15 protein-coding genes and 1 pseudogene are annotated in these 17,298 nt (G+C 69.2%); 8 read left to right on the top strand and 8 right to left on the bottom strand.

The window, feature by feature from the left end:
* Window positions 1–41: 41 nt before the first annotated feature.
* From ACFO5K_RS20605 to ACFO5K_RS20580, 6 genes are all read right to left on the bottom strand, one after another.
* A complete protein-coding gene (locus ACFO5K_RS20605) occupies window positions 42–1,043 on the bottom strand; it encodes a hypothetical protein (protein WP_378565346.1) in 1,002 nt (333 codons plus the stop codon).
* A gap of 84 nt (window positions 1,044–1,127) precedes the next feature.
* The gene (sigM, locus tag ACFO5K_RS20600) at window positions 1,128–1,628 is read right to left on the bottom strand and encodes an RNA polymerase sigma factor SigM (RefSeq protein WP_378566229.1); all 501 of its coding nucleotides are present in this window, start codon (window positions 1,626–1,628) and stop codon (window positions 1,128–1,130) included.
* Between the two features lie 384 nt (window positions 1,629–2,012).
* Window positions 2,013–5,861, bottom strand: a complete 3,849-nt coding sequence (locus tag ACFO5K_RS20595) for a murein biosynthesis integral membrane protein MurJ (RefSeq protein ID WP_378565343.1) — start codon at window positions 5,859–5,861, stop codon at window positions 2,013–2,015.
* A 1,371-nt stretch (window positions 5,862–7,232) separates the two neighbouring features.
* Window positions 7,233–9,698, bottom strand: coding sequence for a DUF6049 family protein (locus tag ACFO5K_RS20590; protein WP_378565340.1), 2,466 nt, complete (start codon window positions 9,696–9,698; stop codon window positions 7,233–7,235).
* Entirely contained in the window at window positions 9,695–10,150 is a 456-nt protein-coding gene (locus tag ACFO5K_RS20585; protein ID WP_378566226.1) for an NUDIX hydrolase, read from the bottom strand. The genes ACFO5K_RS20590 and ACFO5K_RS20585 overlap by 4 nt, the downstream gene beginning before the upstream one ends.
* A gap of 547 nt (window positions 10,151–10,697) precedes the next feature.
* Window positions 10,698–11,333 (bottom strand): TetR/AcrR family transcriptional regulator, encoded by a 636-nt coding sequence (locus tag ACFO5K_RS20580; protein WP_378565337.1) that lies wholly within the window; start codon window positions 11,331–11,333, stop codon window positions 10,698–10,700.
* A 136-nt stretch (window positions 11,334–11,469) separates the two neighbouring features.
* Here ACFO5K_RS20580 and ACFO5K_RS20575 point away from each other — a divergent pair, with 136 nt between their 5' ends.
* The 6 genes from ACFO5K_RS20575 to ACFO5K_RS20550 all read left to right on the top strand — a co-directional run bounded on the left by ACFO5K_RS20575 (window position 11,470) and on the right by ACFO5K_RS20550 (window position 15,652).
* On the top strand, window positions 11,470–12,621 hold the full coding sequence (locus tag ACFO5K_RS20575) for an acyl-CoA dehydrogenase family protein (protein ID WP_378565334.1): 1,152 nt from the start codon (window positions 11,470–11,472) through the stop codon (window positions 12,619–12,621).
* 16 nt (window positions 12,622–12,637) lie between these two features.
* The gene (gene fabG / locus ACFO5K_RS20570) at window positions 12,638–13,390 is read left to right on the top strand and encodes a 3-oxoacyl-ACP reductase FabG (RefSeq protein WP_378565331.1); all 753 of its coding nucleotides are present in this window, start codon (window positions 12,638–12,640) and stop codon (window positions 13,388–13,390) included.
* A gap of 16 nt (window positions 13,391–13,406) precedes the next feature.
* Entirely contained in the window at window positions 13,407–14,564 is a 1,158-nt protein-coding gene (locus ACFO5K_RS20565; RefSeq protein WP_378565328.1) for an acyl-CoA dehydrogenase family protein, read from the top strand.
* Window positions 14,564–14,713: a hypothetical protein gene (locus ACFO5K_RS20560; RefSeq protein ID WP_378565325.1), complete on the top strand. Its 150-nt coding sequence runs from the start codon at window positions 14,564–14,566 to the stop codon at window positions 14,711–14,713. Before ACFO5K_RS20565 ends, ACFO5K_RS20560 begins: the two co-directional genes overlap by 1 nt.
* Complete coding sequence (locus tag ACFO5K_RS20555) at window positions 14,710–15,165, top strand: MaoC family dehydratase (protein WP_378565322.1); 456 nt, start codon at window positions 14,710–14,712, stop codon at window positions 15,163–15,165. The genes ACFO5K_RS20560 and ACFO5K_RS20555 overlap by 4 nt, the downstream gene beginning before the upstream one ends.
* A 124-nt stretch (window positions 15,166–15,289) precedes the next feature.
* Complete coding sequence (locus tag ACFO5K_RS20550; RefSeq protein ID WP_378565318.1) at window positions 15,290–15,652, top strand: VOC family protein; 363 nt, start codon at window positions 15,290–15,292, stop codon at window positions 15,650–15,652.
* Window positions 15,653–15,805: 153 nt separating this feature from the next.
* On the opposite strand, the gene ACFO5K_RS20545 is transcribed toward ACFO5K_RS20550, so the two are convergent.
* Window positions 15,806–15,952, bottom strand: coding sequence for a hypothetical protein (locus ACFO5K_RS20545; protein ID WP_378565315.1), 147 nt, complete (start codon window positions 15,950–15,952; stop codon window positions 15,806–15,808).
* Complete coding sequence (locus ACFO5K_RS20540) at window positions 15,949–16,824, bottom strand: NmrA family NAD(P)-binding protein (RefSeq protein ID WP_378565312.1); 876 nt, start codon at window positions 16,822–16,824, stop codon at window positions 15,949–15,951. Before ACFO5K_RS20540 ends, ACFO5K_RS20545 begins: the two co-directional genes overlap by 4 nt.
* Before the next feature lie 53 nt (window positions 16,825–16,877).
* Between ACFO5K_RS20540 and ACFO5K_RS20535 the strand changes: the two are divergent.
* A pseudogene (locus ACFO5K_RS20535) lies at window positions 16,878–16,934 on the top strand (hypothetical protein); the annotation flags it as partial.
* The gene (locus ACFO5K_RS20530) at window positions 16,934–17,245 is read left to right on the top strand and encodes a MerR family transcriptional regulator (RefSeq protein ID WP_378566271.1); all 312 of its coding nucleotides are present in this window, start codon (window positions 16,934–16,936) and stop codon (window positions 17,243–17,245) included. The pseudogene ACFO5K_RS20535 and the gene ACFO5K_RS20530, both read left to right, overlap by 1 nt.
* Window positions 17,246–17,298: the final 53 nt, after the last annotated feature.

The following is a 17,298-nucleotide window of genomic DNA, read 5'->3' as shown; positions in this document are numbered from 1 at the left end:
TGTTGTTCCCGGGGTGACGGCGCTGCCCCGCGAGGAGCTGCTCAGCCGATGTCGCGCACGGCGAGTTGGTTGGGTGCGCCGGTGGTGCAGTCGGTGCCGACGACCAGCGCGGTGATGGTGGGAGTCCGGGCGCCGTTGACGAGCACGAGCACGGCCTCGTCACCCCGGAAGGTGATGCTCGACGCACCCAGGACGGTGCGGTCGATGCCGTTGGCTCGCACGCAGCGGGTGAGGGCGGCGTCGTCGGCCAGCGGGCCGCGCACATCGCGTTTGCCCAGTGCGCTGAGCGCGGCGGCGACGGTGAGGTCATCACCCGGGTCGGCCGGGTCCAGGAACGGTGCCGCGGTGGGTGTGCCGTTTTCGGTGGTGTCGAGCGTGGTGAAGACAGCACCCGCGCCCGCGAGCACCGCCACAGTGGCCGCGGCTGCCGCCAGCAGGCGCATCCGGCGCCGGGATCGGTGACGCGCCAGCGAGATCGGCGCCGGCTCGGCTGCGATCCCGGGTTCGGGTGTCGGCGACGGAACGGCGCTGAGGTGCGCTGGCGTGCTGGGGTGCTTCGGCGAGCTGAGGTATTGCGTCGAGCTGAGGTGCTCTGGTGAGTGAGGGCGCTCTGGCGAGTTGAGGTGCTCTGGCGAGCTGAGGTGCTGCGTCGAGCTGAGGTGCCCTGGCGTGCTGAGGCGCTGCGTCGAGCTGAGGTGCCCTGGTGTGCTGGGGTGCTCTGGTGAGCTGAGGTGTTGTGGCGAGCTCGGATGTTCGGTCCGGCTGAGCCGTTCGGTGGGTCCGTCGCCAGCGTCGAGCTCGGCGAGTAGGCCGAACATGCGCTCGGCCACGTCGTCGGGCATGCGGTGCACGACCCGGTCGTCGTCGCCGAGGGCGCGCAGGTGGGTGTTCACCTGGTCGAGTTCGTTCAGGTAGCGCAGCGCGTCTGGGTCGGAGCGGACCATGGGCCACAGTTGCTCGCACAGTTCGGGTGCGAGATTGTCGGCATGCAGATCGGCCAGCAGTTCCGACGGGAACGGAGGCTGCGGTACGGATCGAGCCACCCTCGCACCTCCCCTGTTCTGTCGATAACGGATCGCAGGATTTACATCGCTGACTTGTTCGTCACTGTTAATGACGCATCCCGGCTAGATCCGGTTCCCCGGATCCCGGAAAAATTCCAAACGTTCTTGCAAACGTACGCGCGCTCGGGAGCATCGGCTCTTGATAGTGCCCTCCGCCACGCCGAGCGCCGCGGCGGCTTCGGCCACACTGCGGCCTTCCATCTCGGTCATCACCAGCGCCAGTCGCTGGTCGTCGGGCAGCGTGAACAACGCCTCGCTGACGATCACCGACAGTTCGTAGTCGGCGTAGGCGTCACGGGGCTCCACGGCCTCGGGCATGGTGTCGGGAGTGATCGAGATGGCGCGGCGGGTCTTGTTGCGCCGGATGCGATCCAGGCAGGCGTTGACCACGATGGCGTGCAGCCAGCTGCGCACCTCGGCCTCGGACCGGAACGTCTCGGCGGTGCGATGCGCCGACAGCAACGCGTCCTGCAGGCAGTCGGCGGCGTCCTCGCGGCTGTAGGAGGTGCGCAGCGCGGTCTGCCACAGATGGTCCTTGTGCCTGCGCAGCAGTTCGGCGAACATGTGCGGCTCGCCGCGCACGTGGGCAGCGAGCAACTCCTTGTCACTGCCGTTCTCGAGGAACGAGCGATCGCGATGGGCGACCTGCCGCGTTCTCCCCCCGCGGACCTGCTCGTTGACTTCCGGCGACAACACCTGACCCCTTGGACAGCGCTCATTACGGCGACTTCACGTCGGCGAACGAGGCCGATCCATCACCTGACTACACGCGGCGTCCAGGATCGACGTGGACAGATCCTGGGTAGCTCCCTGCCGAGAGCGCTGGAAGATCATATCGCTGATAACAATTGCGCACCAACCGGACCGCGGTTCGATGACGGTGGTTATGCGATCAGAAAAGAGGCAGCCACCTGCACAGACAGCGGTGGGCGGTGGACGCGGGCGGGTTTACGGCGCGGCGTCGAAAGCGACATCGGCGATGGCGGTCTGGAACTGACCGCCCGAATTCGCGAGTCCGGTGATCCATACGAGCACGAAACGAGCTGCCTGATCGGTCTGCACGGCGACGTCGGTCGCGCCGTCACCGAGTTCGGCCGAACCGATCAGCTGAGTCTGATCGAGCGTGGGGGTCTCGGTGGGCGAGGTGCGGATCTCCACCCGGCTGCCCGCGCTCGGCGAGGTGATCGAGACATTGGTCAGCTTGGCCGGGGTGGGCAACGTGGCCAGCAGGCCCACCCCCTTCTTGAGGGCGGGGAACTGCTGGAAGTACTGATCGGTGCGCCACACCGTCTCCGGGTTCTGATCCAGCACCGCCCCGGCCGTCGCGGCACCGTCGGGCGTGCCCTCCGGGGAGAACACGGTGGCGCCGGTGACCGCCACCGGCACACTCGCCGGCGGTGACGGCTCACCCGTCGGCGGTGCGGCGGCCGCGCTGGGTGGCGGAACACTGGAAGTGAGACCGATGTTGACCTGCTGATCCAGCGGCTTGTCGGAAGCACCCGGGGCGAAGATGCTGACCATCCACCAGATCAGGACGCCGACCACCAGCGCGGCCAGCACGCCCAGCCCGACCATGATCAACAGCATCCGCTTGGAACGTTCCCGCTCGGCCGCGAGCAGCTCCGGATCGGCGAGCGAATCCGGTCCCGCCGCGACCGCGCGCTGCCCCAGCCGCAGCACCGGGATGAAATCGGTCTTCTGATCCACCACCGAGGCCTGCTCGAGCACGTGCTGCACGGTGGCGGCGGTACGCACACCCTTGTTCGATTCCAGCGATCGCACCGCGACCGCCGAGATCTCGAACGGCACTTCGGGCCGGATCTGCCGCGGCTCCACCGGCGTACCGTCGGGTCCGAAATCGGCCAGGCGCAGCCCACCGATGGTGGCCGCGCTGCCGCTCATCCCGCCGACGCGAATCGGCCAGCGCGCGGTGATCAGGGCGTAGAGCATGGCGCCGAGGCCACGCACATCGGACTGGGCGTCGGAATCGCCGAGCGTGCCGGGGAAGGCGAGCACCGCGTCACCGGAGGCACTGATCCGGATCCGGTCGGGATGATCGATCGACAGCGAACCGCCGCCGCGATGGGCCAGTTCGGCCGCCGAAGCGAGCACCCGGATGGCCCGGGCCGCCCCGATCGGCGAGGGCACCGTCTCGGCCATCTCCCGGAGCGAGCGACCCGGTGTCCACTCGGCGACGACGATGCCGCCGGAGCTGCCACGCACCACATCGAGCACCCTGGCCAGGCCAGGTGAGTTGATCCGGCCCAGGCGCAGTGTGCGCGACAGGATGGCCTGCGGCCCGTCGTGGCCGCCCTTCTCGCCCGATGACTGGTCGGCGTCGACGAAGGTCAGCGCGACCTCACGGTCGAGTTTGATGTCGAGTGCCTGCCAGAACTTCAGCCCCCGCGCTCCGCCGTGACCGGCGAGCAGTCGATAACGGCCGCCCGCGACAGAGGCACCCGGCATGAGTTTCGGTCCGCGCTGCGAGCGCTGCGCGTCGGCGGGCACCTGCGGAGGGATCGGCAACATGCCGGTGTCGTGCGTGGGATCGTGGGGCGGCGCCGCGGCGCGCCGAGGGGGCGCGTCGTCGTTGCGCGCTCGCGTGTTCTCATCGTCCGCCTGGTCGTTGACCTGCGGATTGTCGCTATCGTCTGGCACGTCGGCGCGCTCGGACCCCGCCTTGTCTGCCCCTGTGGGCCGGACTTCGGTGGACCTTCCTGCTGCCGCGCGCGCCGCAGAATCAGCGGCCGGGACGCCGCCCACCGCGTCATCGCTCACCCTCGGTCCTCCTTCGGCCTGATCTGGCGTGTCGGTCTGCCGAACAGCGTACGGGAACGGCGCTTGACCGGTGATGTCAATAGCTCCGGGGCGGGCTCCGGGCCGAATTACCGGAAGCACCATGGTCTGGGTGTCCAACGACTGACCGTATGCCGGGAAGGAGTAGGTGTCGGGCCTGCGCAGCACCGTGGTCGCGTAGATGTCCTCCGCCGAAGCGTCTTCGTCGAGTCCGAGATCGGGCGCCGGCGGGGTGATGCCCAGCTTGCGCGAGATGGCGACGGTGATCGCCACGACCTCGGGCACACCGACCAGACGCATCAGCCCGAAAGCCACCGAGAACAGCACCACCGCGTCGACGGTGACGCGCAGCAGGGAAGCGGGACCGCCCGAGACCTGATCGAGCCCGGTCACCGTGTCGATGATCAGCATCACCGCACCACCGGCGATGGAAGCGAGCAGCACCCGCGTGACGGTGCGGCCGACATTGGCCATGCGCAGGTCACCGAGGCTGCGGTGCAGCAGCATGCCGCCGATCACCGCGCCCGCGGTGAAGCCCAGGCCGGTGGCGACACCCAGCATGATCACCACGTCGTCGCTGTCGCGGGCCAGCACGGGCGCCAGCGCCGAGAACACGATCTTGATCGTGGTGATGCCGAGGATGATCCAGGTGGGAGTCCACGCCTGTTCGCGGGCGTAGAACACGCGCAGGTGGATCAGCACCAGCGAATACGGGATCAGCGCGAACGCCGACCAGCTCACCGCGCTGCCGAGGCGTTCGGCGTCGCCGGAGAATCGGGCGTAACCGTAAAGCGCCTCGCCGATCGTCGGGCCGGCCAAGGTCATGAAGGTGACCACCGGGATCAGCGCGATCATCGTGAGCCGGGTCGCCACGGACAGGTCGTCGACCACCGCAGGCGTGTCGTCGTCGGCGGCGTTGCGGCTCAGTCGCGGCATGATCGCGGTGAGCAGCGTGACGCCGATGACGCCGTAGGGCAGTTGCAGCAGTGCCCACGCGTTGGCGAAGATCGCCGGGCCCGCCTCGTCGACCGAGGAGGCGATGTTGTTCGCGACGACCAGGCCGATCTGGCTGATCAGCACGTACAGGATGATCGCGGCACCCATCCGGCCGAACTGCTTGAGCCGCGCGTCCAAACCCCACAGCGGACGCAGATTGATGCCGTGCCTGCGGATCGCGGGCAGCAGGCTGAACGCCTGCGTGGCCACACCAGCCGTGATGCCCAGGCCCAGGACCAGCAGTTTCGGGTCGCTCATGTGCACCGGGTCGAGGGTGATCTCGCCGGGGGTGAGCGCGTAGACCGCCAGCACCACCAGAGCCACCACATTGTTCAGCACCGGCGCCCACGCGCCCGGTTTGAACGCCTGCCTGGTGTTGAGGATCGCGGTGAACAGCGCCGACATGCCGTAGAACAGGATCGCCGGCGCGAGAAGGTAGGTCAGCGCGGTGGTGAGGTCGGTGTTCACCTCGCCGTCGGAATCGACGAGCACCCGGCTGGCCAGGACCGGCGTCGCCGCCAAGGTCAGCACGGTGGCCACGAACAGCACGGTGAAGGCGGCCGTCACCAATCTTCGGATGAAGGCGGCGCCGTTGTCCTGGTCTTCCTGCTCGGCGCGCACCAGCGTGGGCACGACGATCGCCGTCAGCACCGCGCCCAGCACCAGCTCGGCCACCATGTTCGGGATCAGGTTCGCCGAGATGAACGCACTGGCAATAGCCGGGCCGAGCACGGTGAGCAGCAACAACTGCTTGGCGAACCCGGTGATCCGGCTGATCAGGGTCGCGATGGCAATGGAACCGGAATCCTTGAGCAGCTTCGCGTTGGCACTCTGCGGGGCCGCGGTGGCCCCCTTCGGCGCCGGCTTCTCCGTGGAGATCCGCTCAGGACGTGCGATGACCTGAGTCCGCTCCTCGGCTCGTCCCCGGCCGGGATCGCCGAATCCCGCGGCGGCCGCGCGCTCGGGCTGGCGGGACTCGGATTGACCGACCGGTGTGCCCGGCATGCCGGGATAGGCGGGACGAGGCGGGGCAGGGCGATCGGGCGCGGGACGACGATCCGGCCGTTGACCCGAGTCGAATCCGGCTCGATCCGGTCCCGGTCCGCGCTCGTGCCCGAAGCCACGGTCAGAGCCAGGCCCACGATCAGGACTCGTGCCGTCCGAGGGGCTCGGCACACGGTGAGAGCCATGTCCACGGTTGGACCCTGGACCACCCTCGGGACGTGACCCGTGGTTGGGATAGCCCTCAGGTCCGCGGTTGGGACCCGGGCGACCGTCGAAACCTGCCCCGGGGTGCGCACCTGGCCCTCGCTCGGGCCCACCAGGGGGACGTCCGTCGAGTCCAGGCCGTCCCTGGCGCGGAATCGCGCCGGACGGCGGCCCGCCCGGCCCCGGTCGCTGTTGATCGGGGACCGGTCCGTCACCACGTCGAACCGCACCGGGATGCTGAGCGCCGGGCCGGCCTGGCCGTGGCTGCTGCGGGAACTCGCCCGAGCGCGGAGCGGGACCGGGCGGCATCGGGAGGCGCCCGGCCGGGCGCGGTGGGCTGGCGGGCCCCGGGCGCTGTGGGTCGCTCGGGCCGCCGGGCCGCGGCTGGATTCGGGTCGGCTCGTCGTAAGGACCGACAGGGCCGGGGGGCTGCGGAGCCGGGCCGTTCGGGCCGGGGGGCTGCGGAGCTGGACCGTTCGGGCCGGGGGGCTGCGGAGCTGGACCGTTCGGGCCGGGGGGCTGCGGACGGGGACCGTTCGGTGCGGGTGGCTGCCGAGGGAATTCGCCGGAGGGATTCGGACCGGGACGTTGCGGTGGTAGCGGGCGCTGCGGGGGCGCACCGGCCGGCCCGGGGCGCTGCTGTCGAGCGAACTCGCCGGAAGGGTGCCGGGGCTGCGGGCCGGGCCGATGAGGGGGCTGTACACGCGGCAGTTCACCGGATCGACCGGGGCCGGGGGGTTGCCGAGGCGGCAGTCGGTGACCGGTCGGCGGTTGCGGTGCGCCCGGATCGGCCGAAGCGGGCCGGTACCCACCCTGCGGGTCCCGGTGACCGGGGCGCTGCCCGTCGGGCGCACGCGTGCCGGCACCAGGTCCGGGTGCGAAGCGGGGATCGACCGGTTCGCCTTCGGCCGGTCGTACAGGCCGTTCGTCCGGTTCGTGCTCCCGGCCGCTCATTTCACGCTCCCACGGCGCGGCGGCGGCCCTGCGCTGGGTCGCTTCGTCGCGTCGGTCGCGGTCGTGCCGATGAGCGGAATCATCGTCGCCCATCATGCCTCCTGTACCCGGTGCGACCCGCGAATCCCGCCGGTCCGGTGAGCGTTTCGCTCACCCGTGCCACTGTCGTCCCTGTCTGTCATGGTCCCCCGCCCGCCGGTCAGGCGCGGGCGTTCACTGCCGTTGCAATCGCTGGCGGGCCCGCCGCAGCCGACCGGCTCGTTGCACCGTCTCCGGTTCGAACCCTTCGTCGGCGGGGTCGGGGCGGCCGCGGAAACGCCGCCACAGCCGGCGCCCGGCCAACAGCAACAGCAATATCGCGGCACATGCGGTCATTATGGCCAAGGCCTGCCCGTAAGCGTTCGAGCGCACCGAGACCGACGTCGCCTCCCCTAGCGCAACTCCTTCGGGAGTGGTAAGGCCGATCGGAATGACCAGCTTACGGCTGTCGCTCACCTCGGTCGGGATCTGGAACGAGCGGGTACCGAACGGCGGAAGCAGCTGTTCGCCGATATCGGTGATGTTCGTCTCGGCCGGCGCTTCGATGCGGAAGTGCACCCGGATCGCGACCGGCAGTTCGTTGCGCGCCACCAGCAGCAACGGGCTCTGCTCGGAGGCGAGGGTGTACACCCCGCCGGGCGGCAGCACCGTCACCGCGCCGAACAGTGTGTCGAGCTCGCGGGTCACCTGGTCGATGCGGCGCTGGGCGTGCCGGTCGGCGAGGGTGTCGTTGTCGCCACGGCGGTCCGACAGGCTCAGCGCGCGCAACAGGTCTTCGCGGGCCGGGGTCAGGAAGGCGCGCGGGGTCAGTTCCGATTCGGGTAGTTCCACCAGCGCGCGCATCAGCTCGCTCACCCGGGCACCCTGGGCGCTGATCGGTGGGATGAAGTGCTCCGGCGGCGCGTCCTGAGCCGCGCGCGGCAGATACTCGAGCGTGAAGGGCCGCGGGTCGGGTTCCTGGGCGACGAGGTCGCTGAAGCTGCGCGGGGCGGCGAGATTGTTGCGGGCGAGCAGTTCGATCTGCTCGAGCAGCGCCACCCCCTCCTCCCGGTTGGCACCCCACTGCTGCGGCGGCATCAGCAACTGCGAACGTGGCCGGTCCGGCGCCGGGTTCAGCGCGGTCCACGCCATCGCGCCGAGCGCGTCCTGCAAGCGGGCCGCACGCGAGTCGTGTGCGACGTCGAAGCGCACCTTCGACGGCGTGAACGACGGGGTCGGCGGATTGGAACCGACGGCGGCCAGCGCGGTCGCCGACCAGATATCGAAGGTCGTCACCCGCAGCGCGGGATCGGCCGGATCGGCACCGGCCGACGGTTCGACGGTCACCTCCGGCACCCGCACCACATCCGGCGCGGGCTGCTCCCCGCCGACCACCACACCGGGTTCCAAGATGCTCGGCGCGGCGGTGAGCGCGCTGTCGATGTCGCCGGGCGCCCCGTCGGCCGAGACCGCCGAACCGGCGAGGACCGCGGTCCCGTACCCGTGCTCACGCAACAGTTGCCCCGCGGCGTGATCGATGCTGCCGGCGTCGGGCAGGCTCACCCCGCGCAGCGACCGGGTCCCGAGCACGGCGTCGACCACGTCGGCCGGGGCGTGCAGCGCCCGCGCCGACAGCCCTGGATCGTTCACCGCGGCCAGCGCCGACACGTCGACCTGCGCGAACGGCAACGCCACCGTGCACATCGACCCCGCCACCGCACGCAACCGGTCCAGCCAGGCCTGCGCGGCCACGGCACCGGTCCCCTCCCGGGTGGCGCCCTCGGGATCGGACGGACTGGCCAGCACCCGATAGCCACCGGTCATCGTCTGCACCGTCGACACCAGATCCGGATCGACGGCGATACACACCGCGTCGGCCACCCCACGGTCGGCGCCCGGCGCGGGCACGATCGTCTCCAGCGCCGCCACCAACTGTTCGAGCCGCCCGCCCTTGTCGAGCGAAACAGCCAGCTCGTCGTCGAGTAGTTCGGGCTGCCCGTCCACCGAACCCGGAGTGCCCGCGACCATGCGCGGCCGATCCGCCAACGGCCAGATCAGCGTCGTCGCCACCGGTGACGCCTCCGGCGGCGGGCCGACCGGCGCCGGATCGGCGTCCCCCGGCGGCAACCCGAGGACGGGCAGCAGGAAACTGGCGTCGTCGAGCCTGGCCTGCGAACCGTAGGCGGGTTCACCGTTGACATTGAGCAGCAGCGGATACACGCCAGGATCGGTCAACTCCAGCGACGGCTCCGCGCCCCCCGCACGCAACGCGATCCGCACCGAGAACTGCTTACGCTGACCAGGAGTCAGCCGCTGCGCCACATCTTGGAACGGCCCCGTGATCCCGTAATTGATCTGATCGAGCCGCAACGAACTGCGCAACCCGCTCGGCGAATCCACCGCCGCCGCCCGCTGGATGCGCACACTCACATCGTCGACCACCCGGTCACCGATATTGGTGACCGTGCCCGACACCGTCAGCACGTTTTCACTGTCGGTGGTCACCGTCCCCGGCGCCACCGCGTCCAACGTCAACTTGAGAAACTTCGGCGGCTCGTCCTCGGACCCACTCGGCTGCGCATGCGCCGCGGCGGGCAGCAGCGACACCGAAACCAAGAGGGTCAGGACCGCCGTGACCAGCCGGAACAGTCCACCCGTCATCGCTTGCCGGTCTCCATCCGGTCGATCATCCGATTCGCCACCTCGGCCAACCGCCGCTCATCGGCGTAGGCCAAACGGGAATCCAACTCGCTCAGTGGAACCCACGCAACCTGGGTGACCTCGACATCGGCATCGGAGAGTTCACCACCGAGCGAACGCAGCAAAAAATGGTGCACCGTCTTGTGCACCCGTCTGCCCTCGGTGACAAACCAATAGTCGATGTCCCCCAGCTCGGCAACCACCTCACCGATGATGCCGGTCTCCTCGGCGACCTCGCGCATCGCGGTCTGCTCGGAGGTCTCGCCCTCCTCGATATGCCCCTTCGGCAACGACCACAACAACCGCCCCCGGCGATCGGTACGCCCGATCAGCGCGGCGCACCGCAGCTCACGCGGACCATCCAGACCATCGACGACAAGTCCCCCCGCCGAGGTCTCGCGCACGGTCCGCATCCGCGGTTTGCCGCCATTGGCCGCCGCACCGCGCCGCCGCGGCTGGCGGCGTCGACTGTTCGCGCGATCGGCCGGAGGAGACACCAGCCAAGCTTAGCTGTGTTGTTTGAGCGCTGGCGCGCTCGAGGTTCGCGGCCACCACGTCCCGACGATCAGGCGCCGTTGCTTGCTCCTTCGTCGCGTGCGCAACGGCGCCTGATCGTCGGGACGGCCGCGAACCGCCGCTTCGCGGCGGACCCTCCTCGAGGTCGGGTCGTGCGGGGCTGGGAGTGCGGGAGGGTGGCGTACTTGGGGGATGGAGTGTGGGTCGGAGTGCGGTAGGTGGCGGACTTCGGTAGTGCCGGATGGCGAGAGTGCGGTGGGTGGCGTACTTGGGGGATGCGGTGTGGTTGGAGTGCGGTAGGTGGCGGACTTCTTCGGTAGTGCCGGGTGGTTCAGGGTGCGGTGGGTGGCGCACTCGAGCGTTGCTGAGTGGCTGGGAGTACGGGCATGGCGAGCTCGGGGGCTGGGAGCGGCCGAGGGGGTGTCCGGGTCCCGCGGTCGGGTGTCAGTCGACGGTGACCACTGTCGTGTACGTGGCTTGTAGGCCGGCTATGAAGGCTGTGAGGGCCAGTTCGAAGCTGTCGTCATCGATTTCGTCGGCGACGGCGCGCAGCAGGTGGGCCTGGTTCAGGTGGGGGTAGCGGTCGCGGTAGACCTGCACGTCGTCGGCGAAACCGCCGGCGAAGGAACCGACTGTGGAGCCCATCACCAGGTAGCGGGTGGCGGCGCCGATCATGGTGGCGTAGCGCGGTGGCCAGCCGGCGCCGACCAGGCCGCCGTGCACGGTGTCGGCGGCGCGCAGGTTCTCGGCTCGGCGGCCGGGGCCCGCGGCCAGGTACGGCACGAAATTCGGGTGCATGGCCAGGGCGGTGCGGTAGCTGCGGGCCCAGGCGGCCAGGGCCGCGTCCCAGTGGGCGGTGCCGAACGCGGAGGTGTCGACCGGGCTCATGATGCGTGCGGCGATGTCGTCGAGCAGTTCGTCCTTGTTCGGGTAGTGGCCGTAGAGCGAGGCGGCCTGCACCCCGAGTTCGGCGGCCAGCTTGCGCATGGAGACCTCCGCGAGGCCGTCACGGTCGATCAGGGCCAGCGCGGCGTCACGAATGCGGTCGCGGCTCAACAGCGGTACGCGCGGCCTGGCCATGCGCGTCTCCTCTCCTGCGGGTTCTGCTGGGGACTCGAACGGTATCACCGGTTTCGGCGGCGTCCTTGATTTACCGAACGGCGTTAGGTTACGGTGCCCGGGTAAACCTAACAACGTTTGGTTCAGGAGTGGTTCCGTGGATTTCCAACTCTCGCCGGCGCATCGTGAGCTGCGTGACCTCGCTCGCAACTGGGTCGACAAGCGAGTGGTTCCGCATGCGGCGCAGTGGGATCGGGACGAATCCGTCGATCCCGCGATCGTCGGCGAGCTCGGGACGCTGGGCTTTCTCGGGATCGGGATCGAGGAGGAATTCGGCGGCTCCGGCGGTGACATGTTCGCCTACTGTGTGCTGCTCGAGGAGCTGGGCCGGGGCGACAGCGCGGTGCGCGGCATCGTGTCGGTCTCGCTCGGCCTGGTCGCCAAGTCGATCGCGGCCTACGGTGACGAGGCGCAGCAGCGCCGGTTGCTGCCCGCACTGTGCGCGGGCGAACAGCTCGGCTGCTTCGCGCTGACCGAACCCGGCACCGGATCCGATGCCGCCGGTCTCCGCACCCGCGCGACCCGCGAGGGCGAGGACTGGATCCTGTCCGGTACCAAGATCTTCATCACCAACGGCACCTGGGCCGACGTCGCCCTGGTGTTCGCCCGCACCGGCGGCCCCGGCCCGAAGGGGATCACCGCGTTCCTGGTACCCACCGACGCCCCGGGGTTCGGCCGCACCGAGATCAAGGGCAAGCTCGGTCTGCGTGGTCAGCCCACCGCCGAGCTCGTTCTCGACGGTGTTCGAGTGCCCGATGCCAACCGGCTGGGTGAACCGGGCCAGGGATTCGGTATCGCGATGGCCGCGCTGGACAAGGGCCGCGTCGGAGTCGCGGCGGGTTGTGTCGGGGTGGCACGGGCCTGCCTCGAGGCTTCGGTGCGCTACGCGGGGGAGCGCGAACAGTTCGGCAAACCGATCGCCGGCTACCAGCTGGTGCAGGAACTGCTCGCCGATATCGCCGTCGAGACCGACGCCGCCCGGCTGCTCACCTGGCGCGCGGCCGATCTGGTGGACCGGGGCGAGCCGTTCGGCACCGCCGCGTCGATGGCGAAACTGTTCGCCTCCGAGGCCGCGGTGAAGGCGGCGAACAATGCCATCCAGGTGTTCGGCGGTTACGGCTACATCGACGAGTACCCCGTCGCGAAGTATCTGCGCGACTCCCGCGTGCTCACCCTGTACGAGGGCACCACCCAGATCCAGAAACTGCTCATCGGCCGCGCCCTGACGGGCGTGAACGCCATTGTCTGACAGAGGAGTACGACACATGACTCAACGCACCGCTTTCGTGACCGGCGCCGCCCGCGGCATCGGCGCGGCGACCGCGGCCCGCCTGGTCGCCGACGGATTCGCCGTGGCCGTCGTCGACCTCGATCCCGACGCCGCCGCGGCCACCGCCGATACCCTCACCGCGGCGGGCGGTACCGCGATCGGCCTGGGCTGCGACGTGGCCGAGGAAGCCCAGGTCGAAGCCGCGGTGGCGCGCACCGTCGCCGAGCTCGGATCCCTCGACGTGCTGGTGAACAACGCGGGCGTGCTGCGCGACAACCTGCTGTTCAAGATGTCGGTGGACGACTGGGACACCGTCCTGGCGGTACACCTGCGCGGAGCGTTCCTCTGCAGCCGGGCCGCCCAGCGGCACATGGTCGACAACCGGCACGGTGCCATCGTGAACACCTCGAGCGTGTCGGCGCTCGGCAATCGGGGACAGGCCAACTACGCCGCCGCCAAGGCGGGCATCCAGGGGCTCACGCGCACACTGGCCATGGAACTCGGTCCGTTCGGCATTCGCGTCAATGCGGTGGCTCCCGGTTTCATCGCCACCGAGATGACCGCGGCCACCGCCGCCCGGATGGGCGTCGACGCCGAAGACCTACAGGCCAAGACTGCCGAGATCACCCCGCTGCGTCGGGTCGGCACACCCGCCGACATCGCGGGTGTCGTCTCGTTCCTCGCCTCCGACGACGCCGGATTCGTCACCGGCCAAACCCTGTACGTCGACGGCGGACGCCGTCTCTGAGATCACGGAGATCACCTTGCAGCGAACAGTTTTCACCGACGAGCACGAAGCGTTCCGCAAGACCGCCCGCGCGTTCATCGAGTCCCGGGTCGTGCCGGTCTACGAGCAGTGGTACGAGGCGGGCATCGTGCCCCGCGAGTTCTACCGTGAGCTGGCCGAGCTCGGCGTGTTCGGGATCGAGGTACCCGAGGAATTCGGTGGCGCCGGCATCGACTCGTTCAAGTTCCAGGCCGTCCTCATGGAGGAAACCGCCCGCGCCGGTGTGTCTTTCGGTGGATCCGGGGTGCACGTGGGGCTGTGCCTGCCGTACTTGAAGAACCTCGCGACCCAGGAACAGAAGCAGCGCTGGCTACCGGGATTCGTCTCGGGGGAGATCATGTTCGCGATCGCGATGACCGAACCGGGAACGGGTTCCGATCTGGCCGGGATGCGCACCACCGCGCAACTGTCCGAGGACGGCACCCACTACGTGCTCAACGGCGCGAAGACCTTCATCACCGGTGGCGTGCACGCCGACCGGGTCATCGTCTGCGCGCGCACGGCGGCACCGTCGGAAACCGATCGCCGCCACGGCATTTCACTGTTCGTCGTCGACACCACGGCGCCGGGATACGCGGTGGGGCGCAAGCTCGACAAACTGGGCCTGAAGGTGTCCGACACCGCCGAACTGTCGTTCACCGACGTGCGGGTGCCGGTGTCGGACCTGCTGGGCGAACCGCACAAGGGGTTCGGCTACCTGGGACAGAACCTGCCGCAGGAGCGACTCTCGATCGCGGTCGGCGCCTACGCGCAGGCGAAGTCGGCGATCGGTTTCGCGCTCGAATACACCAGGGGGCGGACTGTTTTCGGTCAGCCGGTGGCCCAGTTCCAGAACACCAAGTTCGAGCTGGCCGCCTGCCGGGCCGAAGTCGACGCGGCCGAGGCGGTTGTCGACCGGGCCCTGGACGCCTTGGACCGGGGCGAACTCAGCCCCGCCGACGCCGCGTCGGCCAAGCTGTTCTGCACCGAGGTGGCCTCCCGAGTGATCGACCGCTGCCTGCAATTGCACGGCGGCTACGGCTACATCACCGAGTACCCGGTGGCCCGCTTGTACGCCGACAACCGGGTGAACCGGATCTACGGTGGCACCAGCGAAGTGATGAAGATGATCATCGCCAAGGACATGGGTTTGTGATGGTCACCGCGCAGGCGGCGGTGTCCGGGATCCGCGACGAGCACTACGGTGAGCAGATCACGGCAGGTTTCGTCGCCGAACTGCCGCCCGGCCCGACCCACCCAGTATTCGGGCGCGTACCGCGCCGAGGTTTCGGAGGAGTGCGATGACCACCGATTTCGCCGATTTCGACGCTCTGCGTGCCGCGGTCGGCACCGAACTCGGGCCCAGCGCCTGGATCACGGTCGACCAGCAACGCATCGACCGGTTCGCCGAAGCCACCGGCGACCACCAGTGGATCCATGTCGACCCCGAGCGGGCGGCGGACGGGCCCTACGGCACCACCATCGCCCACGGATTCCTCACGCTGTCACTGATCGTGCCCATCACCGCCGAGGTGATGACGGTCAGCGCCGCGAAGATGGCCATCAACTACGGCCTCGACCGCGTGCGCTTCCTGGCGCCGGTCCCGGTGGGCTCGCGGCTGCGCGGCCGGCTCGCACTCACCGAGGTCACCGACGTGGCCGGTGGGGTCCAGGTGCACCGGCGCGTCACCGTCGAACTCGAGGGCGCCGACCGCCCGGCCTGTGTGGCCGACGCCATCGCCCGATACCTGCGCTGAGCACGACGCCGGGAAGTACTGCTCATCCCGCACTTCCCGGCGCACGGCGAAACCCGTAGCGCGGAGCCGGGTCACTGTGCGACGGTGAGGTCGGGGTCCTCACCACGTCTCAGGAGGTGCGTAGATGAAACTGTCGGCGGTCACCATCGACTGTCCCGATCCGGCGGCACTGGCGCAGTTCTATCAACGAGCCACCGGATTCGGGCACAACCCGGAGTCCGAACCCGACTACATCGAGTTGACCGGGCCGAACGGCGTCTCCCTCGGCTTTCAGCGAGTCGCGGACTACCGGCCACCGCAGTGGCCCGGCCAGCGCACTCCGCAGCAGTGCCACCTCGACTTCGCGGTACCCGACCTCGACGAAGGCGAAGCCCGCCTCCTCGCGGCAGGGGCGATCAAGGCCGACGTCCAGCCCCAACCGGACCAGTGGCGGGTCCTCATCGACCCGGCCGGGCACCCCTTCTGCTTGGTGATCGCGAACGACTAGTCGTTCGCGATCACCGACGTTGGTGGCACGGCCGCCGACGCGATCGTCGCCAGCGCGCTGGTGGTCGTCTGCTTGCCGGACTATGCGGTAGCGCAGTCGGTGCTCGACGCCGACGCGTTGGGAAGTCGCACGTTGGTGAACCTCTGCGGCGGCTCACCACAGCATGCCCGTGCCATGGCGACCTGGGCAGAAGAACGTGGTGTCGACTACATCGATGGCGTGATCGTCGCAACGCCCGAAATCATCGGCAGCCCCGAGGCCGGGCACCAGATGCGAAGCCTCAGCAGCGGGACCGGTCATGGCTGGTGTGTGAACTCGCTTCGGTGGTCGGTGACCCACTGGGCGAAGGTGTGCGCGGGCCGGCCGGTCAGTCGTTCGACGTGATCTGTGATGAGGGTCGACTCGGGGCGGTGCGCCGAGGCTGTGATGAGGGCGTCGACGAGGGGTTTCGGGCGGCCCTCTGTCAGCATGTGGTCGCGTGCGAGGTCTGGTGGAACTGGTTCGAACCGTATGTTGCGGCCGAGTTCGGTGCCGATGAGGTGGGCTTGGTCGGCTCTGGTGAGAAGTTCGGGACCGGTCAACGAGTAGGTGTCGCGGGCGAATTCGTTGTGGCCGAGCATGACCGATACCGCGGCTGCGGCGATGTCGCGTTCGTCCACGACGGCGGTGCGGGCGATGTCCGGTCCGGCCACCACGTCGCCCGATCGCAACTGTGTTCGCCATCCGCGGGTGTTGGATGCCAGTGTGTCGCTGCGCAACACGGTGAGCCGCCGGTGCCGGCTTCGGAGCAGGGCTTCCATGTCTGCGTGGACCTGGACGATGGGGTCGCTTTGGTGATCGGCGTCGTCGTCGATGGCTGTCGAGGACAGATAGATCACATGTGGGGCCGCTGCGCCGAGTTCTGCGATCAGCGGTTGCGCGGGGGCGGCATCCAGTAGCGGCCAGATGAGGAAGACGGTGTCGACGCCGACGAGTGCTGCGCGAAGGGCGGTGGGGTCGGTCAGGTCGCCGACCACCGACTCCGCGTCCGGGACCTGCCGGCGATCGAGACGCCGCACAGACCGCCCCTGGGTGGCCAGATGGGCGACGACCTCGCGGCCGACATTGCCTGTGGCGCCCGTCACCAGGATTGTTCCGGAACGGGCGGCATCTCGTCGAGTGGAATCATGCATGCTCAGGAAGGTAGAGGTTCAGGTCGACCTGAAGGCAAGGAGCGAATGTGCGGATGACGATCGGCGAGGTCGCCCGTCGGCTCGGGATCGAAGCGCATGTGGTGCGCCATTGGGAGCAGGTCGGGGCACTCACCGTGCGGCGAACGGCTACCGCGTATTCGACGACGAAGCCTTGGAGCAGGCGCGAACCGTGCTGAAACTGCGGCGGGTCGGACTCTCGCTGCCCGAGGTCATCGCCGCTATGGCGCCGCGGAAGTCGCAGGCGCAGGAGGTCGTGCGAGCCAAGATCGCCGCGCTGGAAAGCGAGGTGGCCGACAGGCAGCAGGCGATCGTGTTCCTGCAGCACACGGTCGAGTGCCGCCACCGGTACCTCGATGAGTGTCCGGACTGCGCGAACTTCGTCCGTGTGCCCGAATTCTGATCATCTGCCGGCGAGGTAGCGCTCGACCGTTTCGACCTTGCCGGCGATGGGCC

It is taken from the genome of Nocardia halotolerans, assembly GCF_042650145.1.
Lineage (GTDB): Bacteria > Actinomycetota > Actinomycetes > Mycobacteriales > Mycobacteriaceae > Nocardia > Nocardia halotolerans.
Note: the sequence above shows the minus strand (reverse complement) of the source record. Positions and strands in the feature narration are given on the sequence as shown.